General features: G+C 68.0%; 27 protein-coding genes. 10 read left to right on the plus strand and 17 right to left on the minus strand.

What is annotated here, in order from left to right; all coding sequences use genetic code 11:
* Positions 1-58: 58 nt before the first annotated feature.
* Positions 59-2,017, minus strand: coding sequence for a protein meaA (locus tag EOJ32_RS14940; protein ID WP_127899419.1), 1,959 nt, complete (start codon positions 2,015-2,017; stop codon positions 59-61).
* A gap of 208 nt (positions 2,018-2,225) precedes the next feature.
* On the opposite strand from EOJ32_RS14940, the gene ccrA reads away from it, so the two are divergent.
* Positions 2,226-3,515 (plus strand): crotonyl-CoA carboxylase/reductase, encoded by a 1,290-nt coding sequence (gene ccrA / locus EOJ32_RS14945; RefSeq protein WP_046001395.1) that lies wholly within the window; start codon positions 2,226-2,228, stop codon positions 3,513-3,515.
* Positions 3,516-3,582: 67 nt separating this feature from the next.
* Here ccrA and EOJ32_RS14950 read toward each other — a convergent pair whose 3' ends face one another.
* The gene (locus EOJ32_RS14950) at positions 3,583-3,789 is read right to left on the minus strand and encodes a hypothetical protein (protein ID WP_045982863.1); all 207 of its coding nucleotides are present in this window, start codon (positions 3,787-3,789) and stop codon (positions 3,583-3,585) included.
* A 98-nt stretch (positions 3,790-3,887) separates the two neighbouring features.
* Here EOJ32_RS14950 and EOJ32_RS14955 point away from each other — a divergent pair, with 98 nt between their 5' ends.
* Complete coding sequence (locus EOJ32_RS14955) at positions 3,888-5,420, plus strand: ATP-dependent RecD-like DNA helicase (protein ID WP_127899089.1); 1,533 nt, start codon at positions 3,888-3,890, stop codon at positions 5,418-5,420.
* A 48-nt stretch (positions 5,421-5,468) separates the two neighbouring features.
* Here the strand turns inward: EOJ32_RS14955 and EOJ32_RS14960 are convergent, their stop codons facing one another.
* Positions 5,469-6,260, minus strand: coding sequence for an EcsC family protein (locus EOJ32_RS14960; RefSeq protein ID WP_127899090.1), 792 nt, complete (start codon positions 6,258-6,260; stop codon positions 5,469-5,471).
* Positions 6,220-6,816: a GNAT family N-acetyltransferase gene (locus EOJ32_RS14965; protein ID WP_127899091.1), complete on the minus strand. Its 597-nt coding sequence runs from the start codon at positions 6,814-6,816 to the stop codon at positions 6,220-6,222. The genes EOJ32_RS14960 and EOJ32_RS14965 overlap by 41 nt, the downstream gene beginning before the upstream one ends.
* A 112-nt stretch (positions 6,817-6,928) precedes the next feature.
* Here EOJ32_RS14965 and EOJ32_RS14970 point away from each other — a divergent pair, with 112 nt between their 5' ends.
* Both EOJ32_RS14970 and EOJ32_RS14975 read left to right on the plus strand, forming a co-directional pair.
* Positions 6,929-7,531, plus strand: coding sequence for a flavin reductase family protein (locus EOJ32_RS14970; RefSeq protein WP_045982860.1), 603 nt, complete (start codon positions 6,929-6,931; stop codon positions 7,529-7,531).
* Positions 7,528-8,061, plus strand: a complete 534-nt coding sequence (locus tag EOJ32_RS14975; RefSeq protein ID WP_127899092.1) for an adenine phosphoribosyltransferase — start codon at positions 7,528-7,530, stop codon at positions 8,059-8,061. The genes EOJ32_RS14970 and EOJ32_RS14975 overlap by 4 nt, the downstream gene beginning before the upstream one ends.
* On the opposite strand, the gene EOJ32_RS14980 is transcribed toward EOJ32_RS14975, so the two are convergent.
* The 10 genes from EOJ32_RS14980 to coxB form a co-directional block, all read right to left on the minus strand.
* On the minus strand, positions 8,058-9,455 hold the full coding sequence (locus EOJ32_RS14980) for an FAD-binding oxidoreductase (RefSeq protein WP_127899093.1): 1,398 nt from the start codon (positions 9,453-9,455) through the stop codon (positions 8,058-8,060). The genes EOJ32_RS14975 and EOJ32_RS14980 overlap by 4 nt on opposite strands.
* Positions 9,455-10,036, minus strand: coding sequence for a GNAT family N-acetyltransferase (locus EOJ32_RS14985; RefSeq protein ID WP_127899420.1), 582 nt, complete (start codon positions 10,034-10,036; stop codon positions 9,455-9,457). The genes EOJ32_RS14980 and EOJ32_RS14985 overlap by 1 nt, the downstream gene beginning before the upstream one ends.
* Positions 10,036-11,244 (minus strand): pitrilysin family protein, encoded by a 1,209-nt coding sequence (locus tag EOJ32_RS14990; protein ID WP_127899421.1) that lies wholly within the window; start codon positions 11,242-11,244, stop codon positions 10,036-10,038. Before EOJ32_RS14990 ends, EOJ32_RS14985 begins: the two co-directional genes overlap by 1 nt.
* A gap of 62 nt (positions 11,245-11,306) precedes the next feature.
* The gene (gene thrC, locus EOJ32_RS14995) at positions 11,307-12,683 is read right to left on the minus strand and encodes a threonine synthase (RefSeq protein WP_127899094.1); all 1,377 of its coding nucleotides are present in this window, start codon (positions 12,681-12,683) and stop codon (positions 11,307-11,309) included.
* 10 nt (positions 12,684-12,693) lie between these two features.
* Positions 12,694-13,365 carry an SURF1 family protein gene (locus tag EOJ32_RS15000; protein WP_127899095.1) on the minus strand — a complete coding sequence of 224 codons (672 nt, stop codon included), beginning with the start codon at positions 13,363-13,365 and terminating at the stop codon, positions 12,694-12,696.
* Between the two features lie 79 nt (positions 13,366-13,444).
* Positions 13,445-14,272, minus strand: coding sequence for a cytochrome c oxidase subunit 3 (locus tag EOJ32_RS15005; RefSeq protein ID WP_045982855.1), 828 nt, complete (start codon positions 14,270-14,272; stop codon positions 13,445-13,447).
* A gap of 34 nt (positions 14,273-14,306) precedes the next feature.
* Positions 14,307-14,879 carry a cytochrome c oxidase assembly protein gene (locus EOJ32_RS15010; protein WP_127899096.1) on the minus strand — a complete coding sequence of 191 codons (573 nt, stop codon included), beginning with the start codon at positions 14,877-14,879 and terminating at the stop codon, positions 14,307-14,309.
* A complete protein-coding gene (locus tag EOJ32_RS15015) occupies positions 14,876-15,106 on the minus strand; it encodes a hypothetical protein (protein WP_046001387.1) in 231 nt (76 codons plus the stop codon). The genes EOJ32_RS15010 and EOJ32_RS15015 overlap by 4 nt, the downstream gene beginning before the upstream one ends.
* Positions 15,106-16,023 (minus strand): heme o synthase, encoded by a 918-nt coding sequence (gene cyoE, locus EOJ32_RS15020; RefSeq protein ID WP_046001386.1) that lies wholly within the window; start codon positions 16,021-16,023, stop codon positions 15,106-15,108. The genes EOJ32_RS15015 and cyoE overlap by 1 nt, the downstream gene beginning before the upstream one ends.
* Positions 16,024-16,091: 68 nt before the next feature.
* Positions 16,092-16,997 carry a cytochrome c oxidase subunit II gene (gene coxB, locus EOJ32_RS15025; protein ID WP_084693889.1) on the minus strand — a complete coding sequence of 302 codons (906 nt, stop codon included), beginning with the start codon at positions 16,995-16,997 and terminating at the stop codon, positions 16,092-16,094.
* A gap of 208 nt (positions 16,998-17,205) precedes the next feature.
* On the opposite strand from coxB, the gene tldD reads away from it, so the two are divergent.
* The 6 genes from tldD (at position 17,206) to EOJ32_RS15055 (ending at position 24,723) form a co-directional block, all read left to right on the plus strand.
* On the plus strand, positions 17,206-18,627 hold the full coding sequence (gene tldD / locus EOJ32_RS15030; protein ID WP_127899097.1) for a metalloprotease TldD: 1,422 nt from the start codon (positions 17,206-17,208) through the stop codon (positions 18,625-18,627).
* Positions 18,628-18,694: 67 nt separating this feature from the next.
* Positions 18,695-19,831: a DNA-processing protein DprA gene (gene dprA / locus EOJ32_RS15035; protein ID WP_127899098.1), complete on the plus strand. Its 1,137-nt coding sequence runs from the start codon at positions 18,695-18,697 to the stop codon at positions 19,829-19,831.
* A gap of 94 nt (positions 19,832-19,925) precedes the next feature.
* A complete protein-coding gene (topA, locus tag EOJ32_RS15040; RefSeq protein ID WP_127899099.1) occupies positions 19,926-22,643 on the plus strand; it encodes a type I DNA topoisomerase in 2,718 nt (905 codons plus the stop codon).
* A 99-nt stretch (positions 22,644-22,742) separates the two neighbouring features.
* Positions 22,743-23,447, plus strand: coding sequence for a CoA transferase subunit A (locus tag EOJ32_RS15045; protein WP_127899100.1), 705 nt, complete (start codon positions 22,743-22,745; stop codon positions 23,445-23,447).
* A complete protein-coding gene (locus tag EOJ32_RS15050; protein ID WP_046001381.1) occupies positions 23,447-24,085 on the plus strand; it encodes a 3-oxoacid CoA-transferase subunit B in 639 nt (212 codons plus the stop codon). The genes EOJ32_RS15045 and EOJ32_RS15050 overlap by 1 nt, the downstream gene beginning before the upstream one ends.
* 65 nt (positions 24,086-24,150) lie before the next feature.
* A complete protein-coding gene (locus EOJ32_RS15055) occupies positions 24,151-24,723 on the plus strand; it encodes a hypothetical protein (RefSeq protein WP_127899101.1) in 573 nt (190 codons plus the stop codon).
* Here the strand turns inward: EOJ32_RS15055 and folD are convergent.
* From folD to EOJ32_RS15070, 3 genes are read right to left on the minus strand one after another with little or no spacing between them, the layout of a single operon-like run.
* Positions 24,720-25,595 carry a bifunctional methylenetetrahydrofolate dehydrogenase/methenyltetrahydrofolate cyclohydrolase FolD gene (folD, locus tag EOJ32_RS15060; RefSeq protein ID WP_045982846.1) on the minus strand — a complete coding sequence of 292 codons (876 nt, stop codon included), beginning with the start codon at positions 25,593-25,595 and terminating at the stop codon, positions 24,720-24,722. The two genes, EOJ32_RS15055 and folD, sit on opposite strands and share 4 nt — an antisense overlap.
* Positions 25,592-25,894, minus strand: a complete 303-nt coding sequence (locus tag EOJ32_RS15065) for a chorismate mutase (protein ID WP_045982896.1) — start codon at positions 25,892-25,894, stop codon at positions 25,592-25,594. The genes folD and EOJ32_RS15065 overlap by 4 nt, the downstream gene beginning before the upstream one ends.
* 46 nt (positions 25,895-25,940) lie before the next feature.
* Positions 25,941-26,399: a MarR family winged helix-turn-helix transcriptional regulator gene (locus EOJ32_RS15070; protein WP_164871452.1), complete on the minus strand. Its 459-nt coding sequence runs from the start codon at positions 26,397-26,399 to the stop codon at positions 25,941-25,943.
* Positions 26,400-26,479: the final 80 nt, after the last annotated feature.

The raw sequence follows: 26,479 nt of genomic DNA on the forward strand, positions 1-26,479 counted from the left end.
CAACGGCCAAAGGCCCGTCCGGTTCACCCGCAGGGCGCGTTATCTGCGCCTTGCCCGGTCACGCGGCAGCGGCGCCCGGCACGACCAGCCCGACGATGTCCATCATGATCGTGTTCAGCTGGAAATCCTTGGGCGTATAGACCCGCGCCACGCCCATCGCCGTCAGGCGGGCGGCGTCGTCGTCGGGAATGATGCCGCCGACGATCACCGGCACATGGCCCATTCCGGCGGCCTGCATGCGGGCCATCAGATCCTCGATCAGCGGCAGGTGGCTGCCCGACAGGATCGACAGGCCGACGACATGGACGTCCTGTTCGCGGGCACGGGCGACGATCTCCTCCGGGGTCAGGCGGATGCCCTCATAGGTGATGTCCATGCCGCAGTCGCGGGCGCGGAAAGCGATCTGTTCGGCGCCGTTCGAATGGCCGTCCAGGCCCGGCTTGCCCACCAGGAACTTCAGCCGCCGCCCCAGCCGGGCGCTGACCGCATCGACCGCGTCCCGTATCTCCTCCAGCCCCTCGGTCCGGTTCGAGGGCGCCTGCGACACCCCCGTCGGGCCGCGGTATTCGCCATGCACCGCGCGCATCACGCCCGCCCATTCGCCGGTGGTGACGCCCGCGCGGGCGGCGGCGATGGACGGCCCCATGATATTCGCGCCCGACTGCGCGGCGCGGCGCAGCGCGGCCAGCGCCGCCTCGACCGCGCTTGCGTCGCGTTCCGCGCGCCAGGCGGCCAGGCGGCCGACCTGATCGGCCTCGACCGCGGGGTCGACGACCATGATGCCGCCATCGCCCGCCGTCAGCGGCGAAGGCTCGGCCTGCTGCCAGCGGTTGACGCCGACCACGACCGTCTCGTTCGTCTCGATCCGGCCAAGGCGGGCCGCGTTCGATTCGACCAGCCGCGCCTTCATGTAGTCGATGGCCGCGATCGCGCCGCCCATCTGGTCCAGCAGCGCCAATTCGTCCCGAGCGCCCTGCTTGAGGGTTTCGACCTTGGCGGCGATCACCGGATTGCCGTCGAACAGGTCGCCATATTCCAGCAGGTCGGTCTCATAGGCCAGGATCTGCTGCATCCGCAGGGACCATTGCTGATCCCAGGGCCGCGGCAGGCCCAGGGCCTCGTTCCAGGCGGGCAGCTGCACCGCACGGGCACGGGCGTTCTTGGACAGCGTGACAGCCAGCATCTCCAGCAGGATGCGATAGACGTTGTTCTCGGGCTGCTGCTCGGTCAGGCCAAGGCTGTTGACCTGCACGCCATAGCGGAACCGACGATATTTCTCATCCGCGATGCCATAGCGGTCGCGGGTGATCTCGTCCCACAGCTCGGTAAAGGCGCGCATCTTGCACAGCTCGGTGACGAAGCGGATGCCCGCGTTCACGAAGAAGCTGATCCGCCCGACCATCTCGGGAAAGCTGTCGGCGGGCACCTTGTCCCGCAGATCGTCCAGCACGGCCACGGCGGTGGCCAGCGCATAGGCCAGCTCCTGTTCCGGCGTCGCCCCGGCCTCCTGCAGGTGATAGCTGCAGACGTTCATCGGGTTCCATTTCGGCAGGTGCTGCCGCGTGTAGGCGGCGATGTCGGTGATCATCGCCAGCGACGGCGCGGGTGGACAGATATAGGTGCCGCGCGACAGGTATTCCTTGATCAGGTCGTTCTGGACGGTGCCTTGCAGGCGGCTGACATCGGCCCCCTGCTCCTCGGCCACGGCGATATACAGCGACAGAAGCCACGGCGCGGTCGCGTTGATCGTCATCGAGGTGTTCATCTGCTCCAGCGGGATCTGGTCGAACAGCGCGCGCATGTCGCCCAGATGGCAGACGGGGACGCCGACCTTGCCGACCTCTCCGCGCGCCAGGATATGATCGCTGTCGTAACCGGTCTGCGTGGGCAGGTCGAAGGCCACCGACAGGCCGGTCTGTCCGCGCGACAGGTTCGTCCGGTACAGCGCATTGGATTTCGCCGCCGTGGAATGGCCCGCATAGGTGCGGAACAGCCAGGGTTTGTCCTTGTCGGCCATCATGCCCTCGCAAGAAAATGTTATCATGAGTATCGATACAGACACAAAGCTGCGTCGTCAATTCGCCGCAGCGCGGCGCGTTTCTGATCATTCCGACATATTGTTGCGCACAATGGTGCCTGATAGTTGCATTGTTGCTTTTCATGTCGTAGGACAGGGCAAATCGGCGCGGTGATTCTGCACTGCGGCACAGGACAGGAGAAAGACGATGGCTCTCGACGCACCCACCCCGATCGCGCCCTACGACGCCCCGGTCAAAGACCTGTACGCCGTGGGCGAGATGCCCCCCCTGGGCCATGTGCCTGCGCGCATGCATGCCTGGGCGATCCGCCGCGAACGGCAGGGAGAGCCCGATCAGGCGATGCAGCTGGAGGTCGTGGACACCCCGGCCATCGACAGCAACGAGGTGCTGGTCCTGGTGATGGCGGCGGGCGTCAACTATAACGGGATCTGGGCGGGCCTGGGCAAGCCGATCAGCATGTTCGACGTGCACAAGCAGCCTTATCACATCGCCGGATCGGATGCGTCGGGGATCGTCTGGGCGGTGGGCGACAAGGTCAAGCGGTGGAAGGTCGGTGACGAGGTCGTCATCCACTGCAACCAGGACGACGGCGACGACGAGCATTGCAACGGCGGCGATCCGATGTTCTCGCCCACGCAGCGGATCTGGGGATACGAGACGCCGGACGGCAGCTTTGCCCAGTTCACCCGCGTACAGGCCCAGCAGCTGATGCCCCGGCCGCGCCACCTGACCTGGGAGGAATCGGCCTGCTATACGCTGACGCTGGCCACGGCGTACCGGATGCTGTTCGGGCACGAGCCGCATGAGCTGAAGCCGGGCATGAACGTGCTGGTCTGGGGCGCGTCGGGGGGCCTCGGCTCCTATGCGATCCAGCTGATCAACGCGGCGGGCGGCAACGCCATCGGGGTGATCTCCGAGGAGGACAAGCGCGACTTCGTCATGGGGCTGGGCGCGAAAGGGGTCATCAACCGCAAGGAATTCCGCTGCTGGGGGCAGCTGCCCACGGTGAACACGCCGGAATACAAGGAGTGGTTCAACGAGGCGCGCAAGTTCGGCGCGGCGATCTGGGACATCACCGGCAAGGGCAACAATGTCGACATCGTCTTTGAGCATCCCGGCGAGGCGACTTTCCCGGTCAGCACGCTGGTCTGCAAGAAGGGCGGGATGGTGGTGATCTGCGCAGGCACGACCGGGTTCAACTGCACCTTCGACGTGCGGTACCTGTGGATGCATCAGAAGCGCATCCAGGGATCGCATTTCGCGCATCTGAAGCAGGCCAGCGCCGCGAACAAGCTGATGCTGGAACGCCGCCTGGACCCCTGCATGTCCGAGGTGTTCCCCTGGGCCGAGATCCCGGCCGCGCACATGATGATGCTGCGCAACCAGCACAAGCCGGGCAACATGGCGGTGCTGGTCCAATCGCCGCGGACCGGGCTGCGCACCTTCGAGGATGCGCTGGAGGCCGGCCGGCGCTGACCTGCGTCCCGCGACGTGCCGGGGGGCCTGCCGCCCCTCGGCCCCCCCCGCGCGGCGGTGCATGGGGTCAGACCTTGCGGTCGCCCTCTCCGGCGCGGCGGCATTTCCATTCGCGAACCTGTTCGGTCGGATGGGTGGCCACCCATTTCGCAAGCTCGGACTGGCTCTGCAGCATGCAGGTGAACAGGCCGTTCCGTTCCTCGAACAGCAGGCTGTGATCGCTGCAGCGCTGTGGGTCGGCGAGCAGGCAGGTGACGAAGAACAGCTCGATCATCGCGTCTCTCCTGTTGGGGTGCCCGCAGGCACGGTGCCCGGGGCGGAAAAGTTGCGCGGCGCTTTGCCTTGGCCGCGAAGGCAGGCTAAGGGTCTGGCATGAACAGTCCCGTCCCCGCCCCGACCCTTTCGCCCGATCAGGCCGATGCCTGGGATACGCTGGCCGAAACCTTCGGCGCGGCGGGCATCGACATCATCGCAGAGGAACTGCATCCGCCACAGTCGGGAAAAGGTCGCGTCATGGCGGTCATCGGCAAGGCCGGATCGGGCAAGACGCTGATGCTGTCGCAGATCACCAAGGCCCTGCTGGAGGCGGGGGTCGAACTGATCAGCCCAGATTACGAAGGGCGGCGCCGCAAGGACCGGCGCAGCGTCGCCATCCTGGCGCCGACGAACAAGGCGGCGTTCGTTCTGCGCATGCGCGGCGTGCCGGCCACGACGATCCACCGGATCCTGTACACCCCGGTCTATGATCCGCAATACGAGAAGATCGCCGAATGGCTGACCGGGGCGGCCGAACGCCCGGTCATCGCGGAACTGTCGGACACGGCGCTGGACCGGGCCAAGGCGTTCTATGACCAGCATGCCTCGATCCCCGGGGCGCTGGCCACGGCCGGGTTGCGCGGGTCGGATTTCATCCGCGGCTGGACCAGGCGCGAGGAGGGGCTGGACGTCGGGCTGATCGACGAGGCCTCGATGCTGGACGAGAAGCAGTTCGAGGACCTGCGCGAGATCTTTCCCGTGCTGGTCCTGTTCGGCGACCCTGCCCAGCTGGCCCCGGTCGGCCAGTCCGGAGAGATGGTGTTTGACAAGCTGGCGCCGGCGCAGCGCCTGATGCTGAGCCGCATTCACCGCCAGGCCGACGACAACCCGATCCTGGACCTGGCCCATGCTTTGGCCGACGATCAGCTGGGCTTTGACGATTTCGAGCAGATGATCCGCGATGCGGCGCGCAAGGACGACCGCGTGGTCTGGGCCGAGCGGGTGGAAAGCGACCTGATGGCGCGCAGCCCGGTCCTGGTCTGGCGCAACGCGACGCGCATCCGGCTGATCCATGCCTTCCGCACGGCCTTCGGCGCGCCAGGGGACGCGCTGCTGCCCGGAGAGCCGCTGATCTGCGACGGGCTGGAGCTGCCGCTGAAGCATCGCAAGAAGCGGATCGATCTGGAGGCGCGCGGCCTGATCAAGGGAGCGCAGGTCGTCTATCTGGGGCCGGGCCGCAAGCCGGGCTTTTCGCGCCTGCACGTGATCGGGGCCGAGGACCCGCGCCTGTCGGCTGCCAGCATCGTCAAGATCGAGATGCCGGACGAGGACGAACCCTTCATCCCCTTTGCGGCGCGGATGGGCGCGGCCTTTCTGCACGGGGCGGCGGTCACGATCCACAAGGCGCAGGGCAGCCAGTGGCCCGAGGTGCAGGTGTTCGGCCCTGACATCAGCGCCGCCGCCTGGTCGAACCGGTCCGAGGCCGGAGTCCAGCTGTGGAAGCGGCTGACCTATGTCGCCATCACCCGGGCGCAGGAGCGGCTGTACTGGGTGACCAAAGCACGGCTGGCGCGTCCCGCAGGGCCGTTGACGACGGACGATCTGGCGGCCCCGTCAGCGCCCCTGGCACTGGACGCCGAGGAGGCGTGATTGCGTCCCGCGACGCCGGGGGGCTGCCGCCCCCCGGCCCCCCCGCGGTCAGCGCGATGATCGGTCGGGGGGCGTCTGGCGCTGGATGGACAGGCGCAGCGCTTCGGTCAGGGCCTCCTGCGGAATGCCGGTTTCATGGGACAGGCGCATGACGCCGAAATGGACGCGGGCCAGTTCCTGGTAGTAGCGGGCAAAGGTATAGTTGATGGACGCGCCGACGACCGCGCCGAAAACCGGCGCCGCCTGCGCCGCCATCTTCTGCCCAAGCGAGACGGACAGGCGCGGGGCGACCTTGCTGACCATGCTCTGCACCGTCTGGCCGGTCACCGACAAGCGCGCGGCCAGCATGCCCAGGTCGGTCTGATCGTCATCGGCCATCGGACCCGCGGCGGCGAAGATGCGCAGGCATTCCAGGCGCACTTCTTCGCTTTCGGGATCAAGGCCGTGTTCGGCGGCGATGTCCAGCATGGCGCGCAGCAGCAGCGTGACCGTGAACGGCAGTTCGACCAGCGCGCCCGCGAAACCGCCGACCCCGCCCGCCGCACCGCTGACGGTCGAGGCCATGCGGTTGAACCAATCGCCCCGGTCCCGCACCACCTTGCGCGACTGGCTGGCGGCACCAAACGCCCGCGTCAGCGCGGCCCGCGTGACGCTTTCCAGCCGCGACCGTACGAAACCCGGCAGGCGTTCGATCAGCCCTTCGGCGCCGTTGCCGATGCGGGACATGATCTGCATGCCCAGACCCCCGGCCTCCAGATAGCGCAACGCCAGACGATCGATCTGGGCGTGCAGCGCCGAATCAGTGATGGGGGGCAGGACGAGGGGTTTCGGTTCTGTCATCAGCGGGCCTTTTCGGAGGGTCGACCTGGGTGCAAGCCGTGGGGTCCGGCGCGGGCGGGTCTGCAGGGGGCCGGGTCTCTTGCTGGACGGGGCCTGCCACGTTAACCCATGCATCCGGCCGAAGTTCCAGCCCCAGCACCCGGTCGGGGTTCGTGGGCGGCGGCATCACCACATCGTCAAGGCGCTGAAAGCCGAAACGGCTGTAATAGGGCGCGTCGCCCACCAGCAGGACCCGGTCGAACCCCATCCGGCGCGCGCGCGTCAGGCTGTCGCGCATCAGTAGCCCGCCCAGACCCTCTCCCTGCGCGGTGGGGTGCACGGCGATGGGCCCCAGCAGCAGCACTGGCCGGTCGTCCACGCGCACCGGCCAGAACCGGATCGCGGCCATCAGCGTGCCGCCCGCATCGCGCAGCACAAGGCACAGTTCGGCCACCCGCGGCACCCCGTCGCGCAGGCGATAGGACGACAGCGCGGTGCGACCCGGCGCAAAGCACAAATCGTACAGGCCCTCGACCTCGGGTTCGTCGGCGGGCGTCTCGGGGCAGATCTCGTACATCGCGCCTCCTTGCTGTCGGGCGGGCGTTTAGCACGGGTGCAAGGCGGGCGAAACATTGCGTCGCGCGAAAAAGCGGGGCAGGTTGGCGCCCGAACCCACAAGGAGGCCGCCCATGTTCTATCGCCCCGAAGCCGGACACGGCCTGCCGCACAATCCCTTCAACGCGATCATCGCCCCCCGCCCGATCGGCTGGATCTCGACCCGCGGGTCGCAGGGCGACAACCTGGCGCCCTACTCCTTCTTCAACGCCGTGGCCTATGTCCCGCCGCAGGTGATGTTCGCCTCTACCGGTGCCAAGGGCGACCGACCCGGCACCAAGGACAGCGTGGCCCAGATCATCGAGACCGGCGTTTTCTGCGTGAACATCGCCACGGGCGATCTGCGCGACGCGGTCAACGCGACATCGGCCCCGCTGCCCGCGGGGGCCAGCGAATTCGCAGCCGCCGGGATCGAGGCCGCCGATTGCACCACCATCGACTGTCCGCGCGTGGCGGGCGCCGCGGCGGCGTTGGAATGCCGCATGACCCAGATCGTGCCGCTGGCCGGCCAGGCGAACTTTGCCGTTTTCGGCGTGGTGACCGGCATCCACATGCGCGACGATTGCGTCGTGGACGGGCGGTTCGATCCGCGTGCCGCGGGCGGCTGGATTGCGCGTCTGGGATACAAGGATTATGCCGCGGTGACCGATCTTTTCGAAATGGACCGCCCTGCATGAGCCGCACCGTCAAGGACTATGTCCGCTCCATCCATGATTTCCCGCATGAGGGGATCATCTTCCGCGACGTGACTACGCTGTTCGCGGATGCGCGCGGGTTCCGCATGGCGGTGGACCAGATCCTGCACGCCTATGCCGGGACCCGCATCGACAAGGTCGTGGGCCTTGAGGCGCGCGGCTTCATCCTGGGCGGCGCGGTGGCGCATCAGCTGTCGACCGGCTTCGTGCCGATCCGCAAGAAAGGCAAGCTGCCCGGCACCGTCATCTCCGAGGCCTATCAGCTGGAATATGGCGAGGCGATCATGGAGATTCATGACGACGCGCTGAAGCCCGGCGAAAAGGTCCTGATCGTGGACGACCTGCTGGCCACCGGCGGCACGGCGGCGGCGGCGATCACGCTGTGCCGCCGCCTTGGCGCCGAGGTCATCGGCTGCGCCTTCGTGATCGACCTGCCCGAACTGGGCGGGCGCCGCGTGCTGGAGGGCATGGACATGCCGGTCCACGCGCTCTGCGACTTCGAAGGCGCCTAGGCCAGCACCGCGCCGGGGTTCATGATGCCAAGGGGGTCCAGCGCCCCCTTGATCGCCCGCATCGCCGCCAGCCGCGCCGGATCGCCCCACCGCGCCAGATCGGCGGCCTTGAGCCGCCCCACGCCATGTTCGGCCGAGAACGACCCGCCACGCGCCACGACCATTTCGTGCAGCCTGCGCGAAAGGTCGCGGCGGATGGTTTCGTAGTCGTCGTGGGTTCGGCCCGCCGCCGGGAACAGGTTGTAATGCAGGTTGCCGTCGCCCAGATGGCCGAAGCAGTTGACGCGCATGTCCCCCTGCCCCGCCAGCCAGGCCCTGGCATCGTCGATGAAGCGGGCGACCTCGGACAGAGGCAGGCTGATGTCATGGCTGGCGATCGCGCCGATGTGCCGGTTGGCCAGCGGGATATGCTCGCGCAGCGCCCACAGGTCCGCGCCCTGCTGGCCCGATTGCGCGATGACGCCGTCATGGACCAGACCGGCCTCGGTCCCCGCGGTGAACAGCCCCTCCAGCGCCGCGTCGGCCGACAGGCCCGCGGGCAGGCCGACCTCGATCAGAACCAGCCAGTCGGGCCGCGTGTCGAACGGCTGGCGCATGTCAGGAAAGGCCGCGTCCAGGAAATGCAGGCTCTGGCCCGAGATCAGTTCGAAGGCCGTGACGCCGCCCGCCATGCGGGCCTGCGCCAGTGACAGCAGCGACAGGGCGGCGGCGGGGCTGTCCACGATCAGCATCGCGACCCCGGTCTCTGCAGGCACCGGCGCCAGGACCAGCGACGCGGCGGTGATGATGCCCAACGTCCCCTCGGCCCCGATCAGCAGGTCGCGCAGGTCGTATCCAGTGTTGTCCTTCCGCAGGCGCTTCAGGTCGTGCATCACCGACCCGTCGGGAAGCACCGCCTCCAGACCCAGGCACAGCGCGCGGGCATTGCCGTATCGCAAAACGTTCACGCCCCCCGCATTGGTCGACAGCACGCCACCGATCTGGGCTGAGCCCTGCGAGGCCAGCGACAGCGGGAACTGCCGTCCCACACCCGCCGCCGCCTGCCGCGCCGCCTGCAGCGTCACGCCCGATTCGGCGATCATCACCCCTTCCTCGGCAAAGGTGTCGCGAATCGCTGTCATCCGCTCCATCGACAGGATTAGGGGCGCGGGACCGTCCGTCATCACCTGCCCCCCGACCAGCCCGGTGCCCCCACCGCGCGGCACCACCGGGACGCGCGCCTCTGCACAGGCGCGGATGATCGCGGCGCATTCCTGCGTGTCGCGGGGCGCCGCGACCAGGCCCGCCTGCCCGTGATACCGGCCCCGCGGTTCCTCGGTATAGGCGGGGGACGGGTCGCGCAGCACGCCCGCGGGCAGGGCCGCGGCCAGGGTCTTGTCGGCGGGGATCAGCATCAGCGCACCTCGGTCTTTCCGCGCCGGTCACTGCGCAGGTTGGCGTAAAGCACATGGTTGCGCCAGCGACCGTCGATCTGCAGATAGCTCTGGGCCACGCCCTCGTACTTGAAGCCCGACCGTTCCAGCACGCCCCGCGATGCGGCATTCTCGGGCAGGCAGGCGGCCTCGATTCGGCTCAGGTCCAGCGCGGTGAAGGCGTGATGCACCAGCGCCCCGATCGCCTCGCGCATATAGCCATGTCGGGCATGCTCCTGCCCGATCCAGTATCCGATGGTGCCCGATTGCGCGGGGCCGCGGCGGATGTTGTCCAGCGTGATCGCGCCCAGCAACGTGCCGTCGCGATGGACCAGGAACAGCGGAAAGGCCGTGCCCGCCCGCGCCGAACGGGCCGCCCAATAGACGCGGTTGGTGAAGCTCTTGCGTGACAGATGGTCAGGGGACCAGACCGGCTCCCACGGGGTCAGAAAGGCGCGGCTGTCATTGCGCAGCGTCCGCCACGCGCTGAAATCGGAATGCAATGGCAGGCGCAGCGCGATGCGTTCGGTATCCAGCCGAAAGGCACGGCGCCGCGCCAGGATCATGCGGCCAGCCGTTCAGCCAGGGCCTCGCGCGACGGCGCACCGTCCACCGGACCATAAAGCGCCAGCGCCGGGCGGGCATTGGCCAGCAGCGCCTCGGCATGCGCGCGCACGTCCGCGGCGGTGACCGCGACGATGCGTTCGGCAACCTCGGCCGGGTCCGGGACGCGGCCCCAGATCGCCAGGCTGCGCGCCATGCGTTCGGCCTGGCCCGACGGGCTTTCCAGCCCCATCAACAGTCCCGCCCGCAGCTGCGCCTTGGCGCGGGCGATCTCGGCCTCGGACATGTCGTCGGCCGCACGACGGACCTCGTCGATGGTCAGGGTCGCCAGATCGCCCAGATCCTCGGCGCCGGTACCGGCATAAATGGTCAGCATGCCCGTGTCGTCATGAAAACCCGACTGCGCGAAGATCGTATAGCACAGCCCGCGCTCCTCGCGGATCTTCTGGAACAGCCGCGACGACATCCCCCCGCCAAGCGCCGAGGAGAAGATCTGGGCGGCATAGAAATCGGGCGCCAGGTAACCCGGCCCCTCTAGCGCCAGCGCGAAATGCGCCTGCTCCAGCGGCTTGACGGTCCGGCTCTCCAGCCCCTGCCAGCGGGCCTGTTCGCGCGGACCCTGAGGACGCGGCACGATATGGCCCAGCACCTTTTCGGCCAACCGCACGATGCGGTCGTGATCGACCGATCCCGCGGCGGCCACGACCATCTGGCCGGGGCCGTAATTCTCGGTCACGAAACCGGCCAGATCGGCGCGGCCAAAGCTGCTGACGCGTTCAGCGGGGCCCAGGATGGTGCGGCCCATCGGCTGGTCCGGATAGGCGGCCTCCTGAAGCCAGTCGAAGATGATGTCGTCGGGCGTGTCCAGCGACTGCCCGATCTCCTGCAGGATCACGCCGCGCTCGACCTCGATCTCGCGTTCGTCGAAGACGGGGCTCAGGACGATATCGCTGATCACGTCGAAGGCCAGATCGACGTCATCCTCCAGCACGCGGACGTAATAGGCCGTCGCATCGCGCGAGGTATAGGCGTTGATATAGCCGCCCACATCCTCGATCGCCTCGGCGATCTGCAGCGCGCTGCGGGTTGCGGTGCCCTTGAAGGCCATGTGCTCCAGGAAATGCGCGATGCCGTTCTGGTCGGCGCGTTCATTGCGCCCGCCCGCGCTGACCCAGATGCCCAGGGCCGCCGAATGCAGGCCGGGCATCTGCCGGGTCACGATGCGTAGCCCGTTGGGCAGCGTTGTCAGGCGCGGGGTGGGGTCTTGGCTCACGCGGTCCTCCGTTCAAGGATCAGGGACTTAAGCGCGTCCACGTCGTTTTCAACCCGGGTCAGGCGCTCGGGCAGGTCGAACAGGTCCGCCATATGCGGCGGCAGGCCGGGGCGGTGGCCGATGGCGCGTTCCACCGCGTCGGGGAACTTGGCCGGATGGGCGGTGGCAAGCGTGACCATCGGCACGCCGGGCTCCAGATGGCGCTCGGCCACGGCGACGCCCACGGCGCTGTGCGGGCACAGGATCTCTCCGGTGCGCTCGCGCATGGCGCGGATCGTGTCCAGCGTCTCCTCCTCGGAGACGCGGCCCGAGGCGTATTGCTCGCGCAGGGCCTCCAGCGCGCCCTGGCTGATCGCGAAGCCGCCCTGTTTCAGCTCCTCCATCAGCTGCCGGATCGCGCCCGCGTCCTGGCCGTAGGCCAGATACAGCGCGCGTTCGAAGTTCGAGCTGACCTGGATGTCCATCGACGGGCTGATCGAGGGCTCGACCGCGCCCATGCGGTATTCGCCGCTGGTCAGCGCGCGGTGCAGGATGTCGTTCTGGTTCGTGGCGACGATCAGACGGCGGATCGGCAGGCCCATCCGGCGCGCGATGGAGCCCGCGAAGATGTCGCCGAAATTGCCCGTCGGCACGCAGAAATCGGTGGGCCGCATGCCAAGCGACGCGGTTGCGGTGAAGTAATAGACGATCTGCGCCACGACGCGGGCCCAGTTGATGCTGTTCACGCCCGCAAGCCCCACCCCGTCGCGGAAGGCATGGTCGTTGAACAGGTCCTTGAGCCGCGCCTGGCAGTCGTCGAAATGCCCGGTCACGGCCAGCGCATGGACGTTGGCGGCGGGGGGCGTGGTCATCTGGCGGCGCTGGACCTCGGACACGCGGCCATGCGGATACATGATGAACACGTCCACGTTGTCGATGCCGCGGAAGGCCTCGATGGCGGCCGATCCGGTGTCGCCGGAGGTGGCGCCCACGATGGTGATCCGCTGGCCCGACCGCGTCAGGGCGATCTGGAACAGCTGCGCGATCAATTGCATCGCGAAATCCTTGAAGGCCAGCGTGGGCCCGTGGAACAGCTCCAGCAGGTGATGGCCGGGGGCCAGCTGGACCAGCGGCGCGCGGGCATCGTGGCTGATGCGCGCATAGGCGCGGTCGATGGCGCCGCGCAGTTCGTCATCGCTGAAGCTGTCGCCGGTGAAGGGGCGCACCACGCGGAAGGCCACCTCCTCGTATGACAGGCCGTCCAGCTGCTCCAACCCCGCGAAGGCCAGGATCGTCTCTGGCAGGTACAGGCCCCCGTCGCGCGCCAGCCCCGACAGCATGGCCTGTTCGAAATTCAGCACCGGGGCCTGGCCCCGCGTCGAGACGTAACGCATCGGAAATCCTTCAGTAGCTGCGCTGCCTGATACGCCAGATCAGCGCCAGTGTCATCACCGCCCAAGTGGCCGCGATTAGGAACCACTGCACCGCATAGGACAGGTGGTTGTTGGGAATCCCCTCGATGGCCACCGGCAGGGGACGGGCGCCCTGGTTGTCGCCCTCGACGGCGCTGGCCACGACCAGCACGGGCAGCGTGTCCAGCGTCAGGGCCATCGCGTCCACGTCGCGGGCGAACCAGATGTTCTCGTCCATGTTCGGCGCCGGGGTAGAACTGCTGGCATCCTGCGGCCAGTGCAGGTTTCCCGTCACCTGCAGGCGGACGGGGGGCCGGTCGATGCGCCGCGCCTCCTGCGGGACGAAGCCCCGGTCCAGCAGGATCGCGCGGCCGTCATCGGTGACGAAGCGCGACACGATCTGATAGCCGGCGCCCTGTTCGCGGGTGTGGGACAGCACGTCGATCTCGGCCCCGGTGGTGGTGCCGCTGACCGTCACCGGCAGGTATTTCATCGACGGGTCGATCGCGTCCGGCAAGGGCACGGGATCGGCCTGAATGCCCGCGGTGATGTCTGCCAGCATGTCCTCCTTCCAGGCGCGGCGGTCCAGCTGCCACAGCCCCAGATAGATCAGGACGGCACAGCCGACGACGCCGAGGATTACGGGAAACAGATAGCGGCGCATGGGGCGCTCCGGGGGGCAAGGACAACGAAAAACGCGCGGGACGATCGCCCCGCGCGCCTTGAACGGTCACCGTCGGGGATCAGCTGCCCCAGACATAGATGACGGCGAACAGCACCAGCCAGATCACGTCGACGAAGTGCCAGTACCAGGCGGCGGCCTCGAACCCCAGATGCTGGTCCTTGGTCATCTGGCCCTTCTGGAAGCGCAGCAGGCAGACGGCCAGGAAGATCGTCCCGATGATCACGTGCAGGCCGTGGAAACCCGTCGCGATGTAGAAGGCCGCCGCATAGGCCGTGTCGGCCAGACCAAAGGCCGCGTGGCTGTATTCGTAGGCCTGCAGGCCGGTGAAGACCAGGCCCAGGACCACGGCGATCGCCAGGCCGTTGATGGTGGTGCGGCGGTCACCCTCATGCGCCCAGGCATGGTGCGCCCAAGTCACGGCCACGCCCGACAGAAGCAGGATCAGCGTGTTGATGAACGGCAGGTGCCAGGGGTCGAAGGTCTCGATGCCCTGCGGCGGCCAGACGCCGTCGGTGATGGGGCTGTTCTCGCCCATCGGGTACATCGCGTGCTTGATGAAGTTCCAGAACAGCGACACGAACAGCATCGCCTCGGACATCACGAACAGGATGAAGCCGTACTGCAGGCCGATGCGGACCACCGGAGTGTGGTCGCCCTGCTCGGCCTCGCGCACCATGTCGGCCCACCAGGCGAAGGCCACGTAGAAGGTGCCGACCAGGCCGATCGCGAACATCCAGGGGCCGGTCACCGGCACGCCCATGACGGTCACCTCTCCGGACATCCAGGCCACGGCGCCGAACAGCATGACGAAGACCGCGATCGCGGTCAGGAACGGCCAGACCGAGGCCGGTAGGATGTGATAGTCGTGGTTCTTTGCGTGCGCCATGTCGGATCCCCGTCGGCTCCCTCGTGTATTCGTCTTAGTTGATGGTGTCGGCCGCGCCGCTGTCAAGCGCAGCGCTGCGCGGCTCGGTCCGATGGAAGGTATAGGACAGCGTGATGTCGCGGACATGACCGGCGTCGCGGTCGTCCACCAGCTCGGGGTCCACGTAGAAGCTGACCGGCATCTCGACCCGTTCACCCGGCTGCAGCGTCTGCTCGGTGAAGCAGAAGCACTCGACCTTGATGAAGTAATAGCCCGAGACCTCGGGGGCGACGTTGTAGCTGGCCGTTCCGGTCAGCGGCACGTCGGAATCGTTCACGGCCTCGTAGAAGGCCAGACCGCTTTCGCCGATCTTCAGGTCCATGCGGGCCTGCATCGGGCGGAAGGTCCATTCCAGGTTGGAATCGGTGTTGGCGTCGAACCGGACGCGCACGACCTCGTCCAGGATCTGGTCCGATGCGGTCTCGGACACCTGCGTGGTGCCGCCGAACCCGGTCACCCGGCAGAACCAGTCATAGAAGGGCACGGCGGCCCAGGCCAGCGCGCCCATCGTGACGACGACGCCCAGCAGCATCGCGACGGTGCGGCCCTCGGGGCTCAGACGCTTCATTCGGTCACCTCCTGCACGGGGGCCTGGCCCTGGGCCGGGGCCTGCGGTTCCATCGGGGTCAGCGACACGCGCGGCTGGTGGTCGAAACCCTCGACCAAGCCGCCCTCCTGGACCTTGACCACGGTCAGGCCAAAGACCAGCGCGACAAAGCCCAGCAGCACGATGCCCAGCCCCACGTTGCGGGACCGGCGGCGGCGGTGGATCTCGTGTTCGGTGCGCAGGGCCATCACCAGCCTCCCATCCAGCTCTGCACCAGCAGGGCCAGGAAATGCAGGAACAGGTAATAGAGCGACAGCTTGAAGACGCGCCGTTCGACCAGATAACCGTCGGCGATCGCGGCGTCCTCGTCGCGGCGCAGAACCTGCCAGCCGCCGCGGATGAAGGCCGCGTTCAGCACGACCGCGACCGCCATGTAGAGCGGCCCGCCGACCGAGGTCACGCCCAGCCACAGCGCGAAGGGCGCCAGGACCAGCGTATAGGCGAAGATGTGGCGACGCGCGGCGCGGCGACCGTGGGTCACGGTCAGCATCGGGACGCCCGCGTTGTGATAGTCCTCCTTCATGAACAGCGCCAGCGCCCAGAAATGGGGCGGCGTCCAGAAGAAGACCAGGGCGAACATCAGAAGCGATTCGATGCTGATCCCGCCGGTCGCGCAGGCCCATCCGATCATCGGGGGAAAGGCGCCCGCGGCGCCGCCGATGACGATGTTCTGGGGCGTCCAGCGCTTCAGCCAGACCGTATAGACGACGGCATAGAAGAAGATGGTGAAGGCCAGGAACCCGGCCGCGAACCAGTTCGCCACCAGGCCCAGCATCATGACCGAGATGATCGACAGGACCAGCCCCAGGCCCAGGGCCGCGCTGTGCTCGACCCGGCCCGACGGGATGGGGCGGCTTTGGGTACGATTCATGATCGCGTCGATGTCGCGGTCGTACCACATGTTCAGCGCGCCCGAGGCGCCGCCGCCCAAGGCGATGAACAGCACCGAGCAGAAGGCAATGAAGGGATGCACGTCGACGGGGGCGACGAACAGACCGACAAAGGCGGTGAACACGACCAGCGACATCACACGCGGCTTCAGCAGCGCGACGTAATCGCGGAACTCGCCCTCGGGGGCGGCGTCATATGCGTTGATATCGGTCATCGCGCCTGCAATCTTTGTTCCTTGGCCGTGCCGGCAGGATGCCGCCACGGGCCTGGGTGGGTCCGACCTCAGTCGGCGCGGGCCAGGTCGACCTTGGCCGCCCCGTCCAGGCTGGCGGTCGGTGCGGGTTCGTCGCCCATGGTGCCGCCCTGCTCGGCGACCCAAGCCGCATAGACTTCGGGGCTGACGGCCTTGACGACGATCGGCATGTAGGCGTGGTTGATGCCGCACAGCTCGCTGCACTGGCCGAAATAGGTGCCTTCCTGCTCGACGTTGAACCAGGCCTGGGCGATGCGGCCCGGAACGGCGTCCTGCTTCACAGCAAAGGCCGGGATGGTCCAGGAATGGATCACGTCGCTGGCGGTCACCTGCAGCAGCACGGTCTGGCCGACGGGCACGACTACCGTGGTATCGGTCGCCAGCAGGTATTCGTCGGGGGCATAGCCGTTCTCGGCCAGCTCCTCCTCGGGCAGCATCAGCGAATCGAATGCGATGCCGTTGTCGGGATATTCATAGGACCAGTACCACTGGTGGCCGGTGGCCTTGATCACGACATCGGGATTTTCCGGCATCTCCTGGCTGCGGAACAGGATCGGCAGGGAGAAGGCGCCGATGGCCACCAGGATCAGCACCGGGACCAGGGTCCAGCCGATCTCCAGCGGGGTGTTGTGGGTGTATTTCGCGGGCACCGGGTTCGCTTTGGCGTTGAACCGGAAGATCACGAACAGCAGCAGCAGGCAGACGAAGACCGTCACGACCGTGATGATGATCAGCACGAAATGGTCCAGCCATTGCTGATCGCGCGCCAGTTCCGTGGACGCCGGCTGAAAGCCCATGCCCCTTGCGACCGGCTTGCCGATCGTGGGCAGATCGCCCAGCACGTCCTGTGCCATCGCAGTCCCGGCCAACATGCCCGCCGTCGCGAACCCTGTCGCTGCCGCGAATGCACGGCCCATCATCGCTTTTGCCATCATTCCATCCCGTTGCAGTGGCCCGGCCCCAATGACCGCAGGGGCTGCCGGGAGGCTGCCCCTTTTCCTTTCACAGTGACCGTTCTATGACCATATCTCGCCCTTACGGGCAAGACATACCTACAGCATTTCCCCGCCCGAAGGAAACGCGACCCCCTGCCGCGCCCGTCCAAAGGCCCGTCCCCGCCCGCCAACCGCCAGGAGATCCGCCATGACCCGCCCGTCCTTCGACCCGTTCTCGACCGATCTGGACCGGGACGGCGCGCTGCGGATCCTGCGCGATGCGGTGGCCGGCGCCGATGACGGAGAGCTGTTCCTGGAACGCAGCCAGCAGGAATCGCTGGTCTTCGACGATGGCCGGCTGCGCAATTCCAGCTTCATGGCCGGGCGTGGCTTCGGCCTGCGCGCAGTGCTGGGCGAGGTCACGGGCTATGCCCATTCGACCGACATCTCCGAGGCCGCGCTGCGCCGCGCGGCCGAGACCGCGCGCCTGGCCGTGGGCCGCGGCGGCGGAACGGCTGCGATGCGCCCCGCGATGGAGCCGGTGAACCTCTATCCTGCGATCGACCCGGCCGAGGGCATCTCGACCGCCCGCCGCATCGCGCTGCTGCGCGAGATCGACGCCTTTGCCCGCGCGCTGGACCCGCGGGTGGTGCAGGTGACCATCTCCATGGGCAGCAGCCTGCAGGAGATCGCCATCCTGCGCCCCGAGGGCGGACTTGCCACCGACATCCGCCCCATGGCGCGCCTGAACGTCGCGGTGATCGTCGAGAACAACGATCGCCGCGAAAGCGGCAGCGCGGGCGGCGGCGGACGTCACGGGCTGGAACAGCTGATGGCCCCCGACCATTGGCAGGGACTGGTCCACGAGGCGCTGCGCATCGCCCTGGTCAACCTGCGGTCGGTCCCCGCGCCGGCGGGGGTGATGGACGTCGTGCTGGGGCCGGGCTGGCCCGGCATCCTGCTGCACGAGGCCGTGGGCCACGGGCTGGAGGGTGATTTCAACCGCAAGAAGGCCTCCGCCTTTGCGGGCCTGATGGGCCAGCGCGTCGCGGCCCCCGGCGTGACCGTGGTCGATGACGGCACCATCGCGGGCCGCCGCGGCAGCATCAACATCGACGACGAGGGCACTCCGCCCGCCCGCAACGTGCTGATCGAGGACGGCATCCTGACCGGATACATGCAGGACCGCCAGAACGCGCGGCTGATGGGCGTGGCGCCCACCGGCAACGGCCGGCGCGAAAGCTTCGCGAATGTCCCGATGCCGCGGATGACCAACACCTTCATGCCGGGCGGCGACGCGGATCCCGCGGCGATCCTGGCCGACCTGCGCGACGGCATCTATGCGGTGGGTTTCGGCGGCGGCCAGGTGGACATCACCAACGGCAAGTTCGTCTTCAGCTGCACCGAGGCCTATCGCGTCAGGAACGGTGTCGTCGGCGACCCGATTCGCGGCGCGACGCTGATCGGCGATGGGGCGACCGCGCTGCAGCAGGTGCGCGCCATCGGAAACGACATGGCGCTGGACCCCGGCATCGGCAATTGCGGCAAGCAGGGGCAATGGGTGCCCGTCGGCGTGGGCCAGCCCACGCTGATGATCGGCGGCCTGACGGTCGGCGGCTCGGCCGCCTGAGGGCGCGCGCTAACCGATTGTTAACCACCACGGGGCTATCCTGGGGCCGTCCTGCAGAAGGTGCCCCATGACCATCGGCCTTGCCCCTGCCCGTTTCGGCCTGCCCGCCTCGGCCGTCGACGACGACCTGTCCGTGCTGCGGCTGATCCGGTCGCGCCGCGTGGGCCCCACCACGTTCCACCGCCTGATCGCCGAACATGGCAGCGCCCGCGCCGCGCTGGAGGCGCTGCCCGGGATCGCGGCCCAGTCCGGCATCGCCGACTATGCCGTCTGCCCCGAAGGCGTCGCCGCGGCTGAACTGGCCGCCGGTCGGCGGGCGGGGGCGCGGCTGGTCCGCCATGACAGCGCCGATTATCCCGACAGCCTGCGCCAGATCGACGGCGCCCCCGCGATCCTGTGGGTCCGGGGCGACCCGGCCTGGCTGTCGCGCGACGTGATGGCGGTGATCGGGGCGCGCAACGCATCGTCCCTGGGGCTGCGCATGGCGCGCGGCATGGCCGCCGGGCTGGGAGAGGCCGGGTTCACCGTGGCCGCCGGGCTGGCGCGCGGCGTCGATACCGCCGCCCATGCCGCGGCCCTGCCCACCGGGACCATCGCCGTGATGGCCGGGGGCGTCGACGTCATCTATCCGGCTGAAAATGCCGATCTGGCCGCGCGGATCGCGGAATGCGGCGTGCTGGTGTCCGAACAGCCGCCCGGCACGGAACCGGCGGCGCGGCATTTCCCGACCCGCAACCGCATCGTGTCAGGCCTGTCACAGGGCGTCGTGGTGATCGAGGCCGCGCAACGGTCTGGCACCCTGATCACCGCCCGGAACGCGCTGGACCAGGGACGAGAGGTCATGGCCGTGCCCGGACATCCGATGGATGCACGGGCGGCGGGCTGCAACGCGCTGATCCGCGACGGGGCGACGCTGGTGCGCAGCGCCGCGGACGTGGCCGACGCGCTGGCGCAGACCCGGCCCCTGCCCGCGCCCGTCGCCATGGCCGCGCCCGACCCCCTGCCGCCTCCGCCGCGTGACCAGGGCGGTCCGATCCAGCTGGAAAGCCGCATTCTGCAGCGCCTGTCCCCCTCTCCGACCGAGGAGAACGACCTGATCCGCGATCTGGGCGTGCCGGCGGCGACGGCCAGCGCGGTGATCCTGTCGCTGGAACTGCAGGGCCGCGTCACGCGGCTGGCCGGGGGGCGTCTGGCGCTGTCCTGACCCCCCGTCTTGCGGTCTTGTGCTGTCACCCCCCGTTGACACTGCCCCGCCCGGCACCCATCTTGCCGCCCCATTGCAGTTGTCCGAGGTCATCATGCCCGTCGTCGTCGTCGAATCCCCGGCCAAGGCCAAGACCATCGAGAAATACCTGGGTTCCGACTATCGGGTTCTGGCCAGCTTCGGCCATGTCCGCGACCTGCCGCCCAAGGACGGCAGCGTCGACACCGACCATGATTTCGACATGAAATGGGAGGTCGCGGCCGACAGCCGCAAGCACCTCAAGGCGATCAAGGATGCGCTAAAGGACGACCAGACGCTGATTCTGGCCACCGACCCCGACCGCGAGGGCGAGGCGATCAGCTGGCACCTGCTAGAGGCGCTGGCCCCGGCCCTGAAGAAGGGCAGCGCGGTCAGCCGCGTGACCTTCAACGCCATCACCAAGACCGCCGTGACCGAGGCGATGGCCAAGCCGCGCCAGATCGACCAGCCGCTGGTCGACGCCTATCTGGCGCGCCGCGCGCTGGATTATCTGGTGGGGTTCAAGCTGTCGCCGGTCCTGTGGCGCAAGCTGCCGGGCGCAAAGTCGGCGGGCCGCGTCCAGTCCGTCTGCCTGCGCCTGATCGTCGACCGCGAGATGGAGATCGAGGCCTTCAAGGCACGCGAATACTGGTCGGTCCATGCCCGCCTGGCGACCCCGGGCGGCGACGAATACGACGCCACGCTGGTGTCGCTGGCCGGCAAGAAGCTGGACCGGTTCGACTTGGCCGCCGCCGATCAGGCCGCGATGGCGCTGAGCGCGGTAGCAAGCCGCGACCTGAAAGTCGCGTCGGTCGCCGCCAAGCCCGCCAGCCGCAACCCCTGGCCGCCCTTCATGACCTCGACCCTGCAGCAGGAGGCCAGCCGCAAGATGGGCATGGGCGCGAAGGCCTGCATGTCGGCGGCGCAGCGCCTCTACGAGGCCGGGCTGATCACCTACATGCGGACCGACGGCATCGACATGGCCCCCGAGGCCGTGATGGCCGCCCGCGACGCGATCAAGGCCAAGTTCGGCGAGACCTACCTGCCGAAATCGCCCCGCATGTACAAGAACAAGGCCAAGAACGCGCAGGAGGCGCATGAATGCATCCGTCCCACGGACATGATGCTGTCGCCCGACCGCCTCAAGGTCACCGCGGATGACCAGCGCAGGCTCTATGACCTGATCTGGAAGCGCACCATCGCCAGCCAGATGGAGGCCGCCCGGATGGAGCGGACCACCGTCGAGATCGAGAGCCCCGACGGCCAGGTGGGCCTGCGCGCCACCGGCCAGGTGATGCTGTTCGACGGCTTCCTGCGCGTCTATGACCAGGGTCGCGACGACGACGATGGAGAGGACAGCGCCCGCCTGCCTGCGATCACGGAGGGCGAGGCCGCGCGTCTGGTCGCCCACGCCTTCGACGACGAACTGGCCAAGGCCCGCGAGAAGGGCGGCGACGCGGTCGCGGCCCCCGCGGGGCTGAAGGCCGGGCCGGGCCTCTTGGTCAGCGACAAGGCCCAGGCCGCAGCGCGCCAGCATTTCACCCAGCCCCCGCCGCGCTATACCGAGGCCACGCTGGTCAAGCGGATGGAGGAGCTGGGCATCGGACGCCCATCGACCTATGCCAGCATCGTCACCACGATCCAGGACCGCGAATATGTCCGCAAGGACAAGAACCGCCTGATCGCCGAGGACAAGGGCCGGTTGGTCACGATCTTCCTGCTGAAGTATTTCCCGCGTTACGTCAGCTATGACTTCACCGCCGACCTGGAGAACGAGCTGGACGAGATCAGCGCCGGCGACCGCCTGTGGCGCGAGGTTCTGAGCCGCTTCTGGAAGGACTTCTCCAAAGCGCTGGAGGGCACGTCCGAGCTGCGCATCACCGAGGTGCTGGAGGCGATCGACGACGCGCTGGCGCCGCATCTCTATCCGCCCCGGGCGGATGGGGGTGATCCGCGCGAATGCCCGCTGTGCGGTCAGGGCCGCCTGAACCTCAAGACCGCGCGGTCGGGTGGGGCCTTCATCGGCTGCACCAACTATCCGGAATGCCGCTATACCCGCCCCCTGTCCGCCCCGGACGGAGAGGCGCCCATCGGCGACCGCGTGCTGGGAGAGGATGCGGGCGATCAGATCAGCCTCAAGACCGGGCGTTTCGGTCCCTATGTCCAGCGCGGCGAGGCGACCGAGGAGGCCCCCAAGCCCCCCCGCGCGTCGATCCCGAAGGGATGGGAGGTCGCGACCCTGGACCTGGACCAGGCCGTGCAGCTGCTGGCCCTGCCCCGCCCCGTCGGTCCCCACCCCGAGGACGGGGTGCTGATCGAGGCCGGGATCGGCCGCTTTGGCCCCTATGTGAAGCACGGGTCGAAATACGCCAACATCGCCGATGTCGACGAGGTCTTCACCATCGGCATGAACCGCGCGGTCGAGGTGTTGGCCGCCAAGCAGACCCGCGGCCGCGCCGCAGCGGCCGCACCGCTGCGCGAGCTGGGAGAGCATCCGGACGGTGGTCCGATCCAGATCCTGGGCGGCAAGTACGGCCCCTATGTCAAATGGGCCAAGGTCAACGCGACCCTGCCCCGCGACGTCACCCCCGAGGATCTGACCGTCGAACAGGCGCTGGAGCTGATCGCGGCCAAGGCTGCGAAATCGCCGTCCAAGGCCAAGAAACCGGCCGCCAAGAAGGCTGCGCCCAAGGCAGCCGCCAAGAAGCCTGCCGCCAAGAAACCGGCGGCAAAGAAGCCCGCGGCCAAGAAGCCTGCCGCGAAAAAGGCCGCGGCCAAGCCCGAGGCCGAGTAGGACCGGGTGGCGGCGCTAACACGCCGCCCCCGCGATTGACACTTGCGCCAGCGCACGCAACAACTTGGGCCGATAAAGGGATCAAGGACGGGAGGACCGATGAAAAAGGTCTATGCCACTGCGGGCGAGGCTCTGGACGGGCTTTTGCATGACGGGATGTTCATCGCGGCAGGGGGGTTCGGCCTGTGCGGCATCCCCGAGCTGCTGATCGACGCCCTGGTCGAATCCAAGGTCAAGGATCTGACCATCGCCAGCAACAATTGCGGCGTGGACGGGTTCGGCCTTGGCAAGCTGCTGGACACGCGTCAGATCAGGAAGATGATCAGCAGCTATGTCGGCGAGAACGCCGAGTTCATGCGCCAGTACCTGTCCGGAGAGCTTGACCTGGAGTTCAACCCGCAGGGCACCCTGGCCGAACGCATGCGTGCGGGCGGCGCCGGCATCCCGGGCTTCTATACCAAGACCGGCGTCGGCACCGTCATCGCCGAGGGCAAGGAGGTCAAGAATTTCGACGGCCAGGACTACATCCTGGAACGCGGGATCGTGGCCGACCTGTCCATCGTCAAGGCCTGGAAGGCCGACGACACCGGCAACCTGGTGTTCCGCAAGACCGCGCGCAACTTCAACCCGCCCGCCGCGATGTGCGGCCGCATCTGCGTCGCCGAGGTCGAGGAGATCGTCCCGCGCGGCAGCCTGGACCCCGACCTGATCCACCTGCCCGGCATCTATGTCCACCGGATCATCCAGGGGTCGCACGAAAAGCGCATCGAACAGCGCACCACCCGCAAGAAGGAGGCCGTGTGATGACCGAGGCAGCAAAAGGCTGGGACCGCAACCAGATGGCCGCCCGCGCGGCCGAGGAGCTGGAAGACGGCTGGTACGTCAATCTGGGGATCGGCATCCCGACCCTGGTCGCGAACTATGTCGGCGACAAGGACATCACGCTCCAGTCCGAGAACGGCATGCTGGGCATGGGCCCCTTTCCGTTCGAGGGCGACGAGGATCCCGACCTGATCAACGCCGGCAAGCAGACCATCACCGAACTGTCCCGCACCAGCTATTTCGACAGCGCCACCAGCTTTGGCATGATCCGCGGCGGCAAGATCGCCGCGGCGATCCTGGGCGCGATGGAGGTCTCGGAGGAGGGCGATCTGGCCAACTGGATGATCCCCGGCAAGCTGGTCAAGGGCATGGGCGGCGCGATGGACCTGGTCGCGGGCGTGGGCCGCGTGATCGTGGTCATGGACCACACCAACAAGGCGGGCGAGTCCAAGGTGCTGAAATCCTGCACCCTGCCGCTGACCGGCAAGGCCGTGGTCGACCGGATCATCACCAACATGGGTGTCCTGGACGTGGTGCCCGGCGGGCTGCGCATCGTCCAGCTGGCCGACGGCATCACCGAGGACGAGATCCGCGCCGCGACCCAGGCCACGCTGGTCTGACCGACCCGCACCGACCACCGACCGGGGGGCATTCGCCCCCCGTTCTCATGCCCAGGAAAGACGCCATGGACCCCGCCGCGATAGAGACCCTGTTCACCCGCCCCGACGGCAGCTTCCTGTGCGCGCGGTGGGGCCGCCCGGTGGCGCCCGTGGTGTTCGGCCTGGCTGATGACAGCCTGGACATCTTTCGCGGCGCGATCCGTGCGGGCTTTGCGCATGCGCGCCACCCGGTGGTCGACACCGACCCCGAAACCGGCGCGAACCTGATGCTGTTCTTCGTGCGGGATTGGTCCGAATTGGCCGGGGTGCCCGATCTGGACCGGCTGACGGGTCTTCCCGGCCTGCCCGACCGTCTGGCGGGCCAGGGCGCCGACCAGTACCGGCTGTTCCGCTTTGACGAGGCTGGCGGCATCCGCGCCTGCCTGACCTTCGTCAGGATGGGGGGCGCGCTGGCCGACGCGCATCCAGCGGCCCTTGCGGAACGCATCACGATGCAATCCGCGCTGACCTTTTCTACCGAGGTGACGCCATCCGCCGCGCTGGCGGCGCTGATCCGCGCCGCCTATGACCCGGTGCTGCCGGTGGCCGCGACACAGCCGGCCCATGCGCTTCGGCTGTCGGCGCGGATGGCCGCCTAGGGGGTCAGCCCCTCGGGGTCGGGCAGGCCGTGGCTGCGCGCGGTCGCGGTCAGCGTGTTGGCCAGCAGGCAGGCGATGGTCATCGGCCCCACGCCCCCGGGAACCGGGGTGATCGCACCGGCCACCTGCACTGCCGCGGCAAAGTCGACATCGCCCACCAGTCCGTCATCGGTCCGGTTGATGCCCACGTCGATGACGGTGGCGCCCGGCTTGATCCAGTCGCCCTGCACGAAATGCGGCCGCCCGACGGCGGCCACCAGGATGTCGGCCTGACGGCACAGCGCGGCCAGATCGGTCGTGCGCGAATGCGCCACCGTCACGGTCGCGCTGTCGCGCAGCAGCAGCTGCGCCATGGGCTTGCCCACGATATTGCTGCGCCCGATGACCACCGCATTTCGGCCGGCCAGCGACCCCAGATGGTCGCGCAGCAGCATCAGGCAGCCAAGCGGCGTGCAGGGCACCATCGCCTTCTGCCCGGTGGCCAGGCGCCCGACGTTCAGGATGTGGAACCCGTCCACGTCCTTTTCGGGCAGGATGGCGTTGATGACCGCCGCCTCGTCCATGCCCTTGGGCAGGGGCAGCTGGACCAGGATGCCGTTCACGGCCGGATCGGCGTTCAGCTTGGCGATCAGCGCCATCAGCGTGTCCTGATCCGTCGATGCCGGCAGCCGGTGTTCGAACGAGGTCATGCCGACCTCTCGCGTCATGCGCCCCTTGGACCGGACATAAACCTGGCTGGCCGGATCCTCGCCCACCAGGACGACGGCCAGGCCGGGCACGATGCCCTGCCCTGCAAGATCGGCGACCTGCGTGGCGATCCGGGCGCGCAGGCGGGCGGCAAAGGCCTTGCCGTCAAGGGTCTGGGCGGTCATGGGCGGTCCTTGTTCAGCTGGCGTTCTTCCTGGGCGATGGCGGCCTCGATCAGCTGCCGCCACAGGCGGTCGTACAGCTGGGGGTCCAGACCGTGACCCTCGGCGTGGCGGCGGACATTCGCCACGACCTCCTCGACGCGGGCGTCGATGCGCGCGGGCATGCCGTTGCCTGCCTTGATCTGCGCGGCGCGGTCGATCAGCGCATGGCGTCGCGCCAGCAACGCCATCAGCTGTTCGTCCAGCTGGTCGATCTGGGCCCGCAGCGCGGGCATGTCGGGAATGTCACAGGTCCGGGTCATGTTGTCCGTCCCATGCACCGTCGCGCGCAAAATCGCAAGGCCCAGCCTAGCCCTGCGGGCTCTGCTGCAGCTGATGTCGCAGGCGGCGCAGCTGTTCGCGCAGTGCCTGGGCGGTCCGGTCATCCAGGCCGGTATTGCCGGTCACGCAGGCGATGACGCGTTCGGACTGACTTTGCAGGTCGGCGCCCTGCGGGGACAGCGACACGATCACCCGGCGTTCGTCGCGCGAATCACGCTGTCGGGTGACCAGGTTCGCCGCCTCCAGCCGCTTGATCAGCGGGGTCAGGGTGCTGCTGTCCAGCCCAAGGCTGTCGCCGATGCCGCCGACGGACTGATGATCGTTGGCCCACAACGCCATCATCACCAGAAACTGCGGATAGGTCAGCCCAAGCGGGTCCAGCAACGGCTTGTAGATCCGCCCAAAGGCAAGATTGACGGCATAAACGTCAAAGCACAGCATCTGTTCGAAAGGCGACAGGCTGGACAAGGCGGGATCATCGCTCATGAACATGGTGTAATTGCACAAAGGGCAGTCCGCAACTGTTGCAATTTCGAAGGGTTAATTTATATAGTGCGCTATCTATT

Source organism: Paracoccus sp. Arc7-R13, assembly GCF_004010775.1.
Classification (GTDB): domain Bacteria; phylum Pseudomonadota; class Alphaproteobacteria; order Rhodobacterales; family Rhodobacteraceae; genus Paracoccus; species Paracoccus marcusii.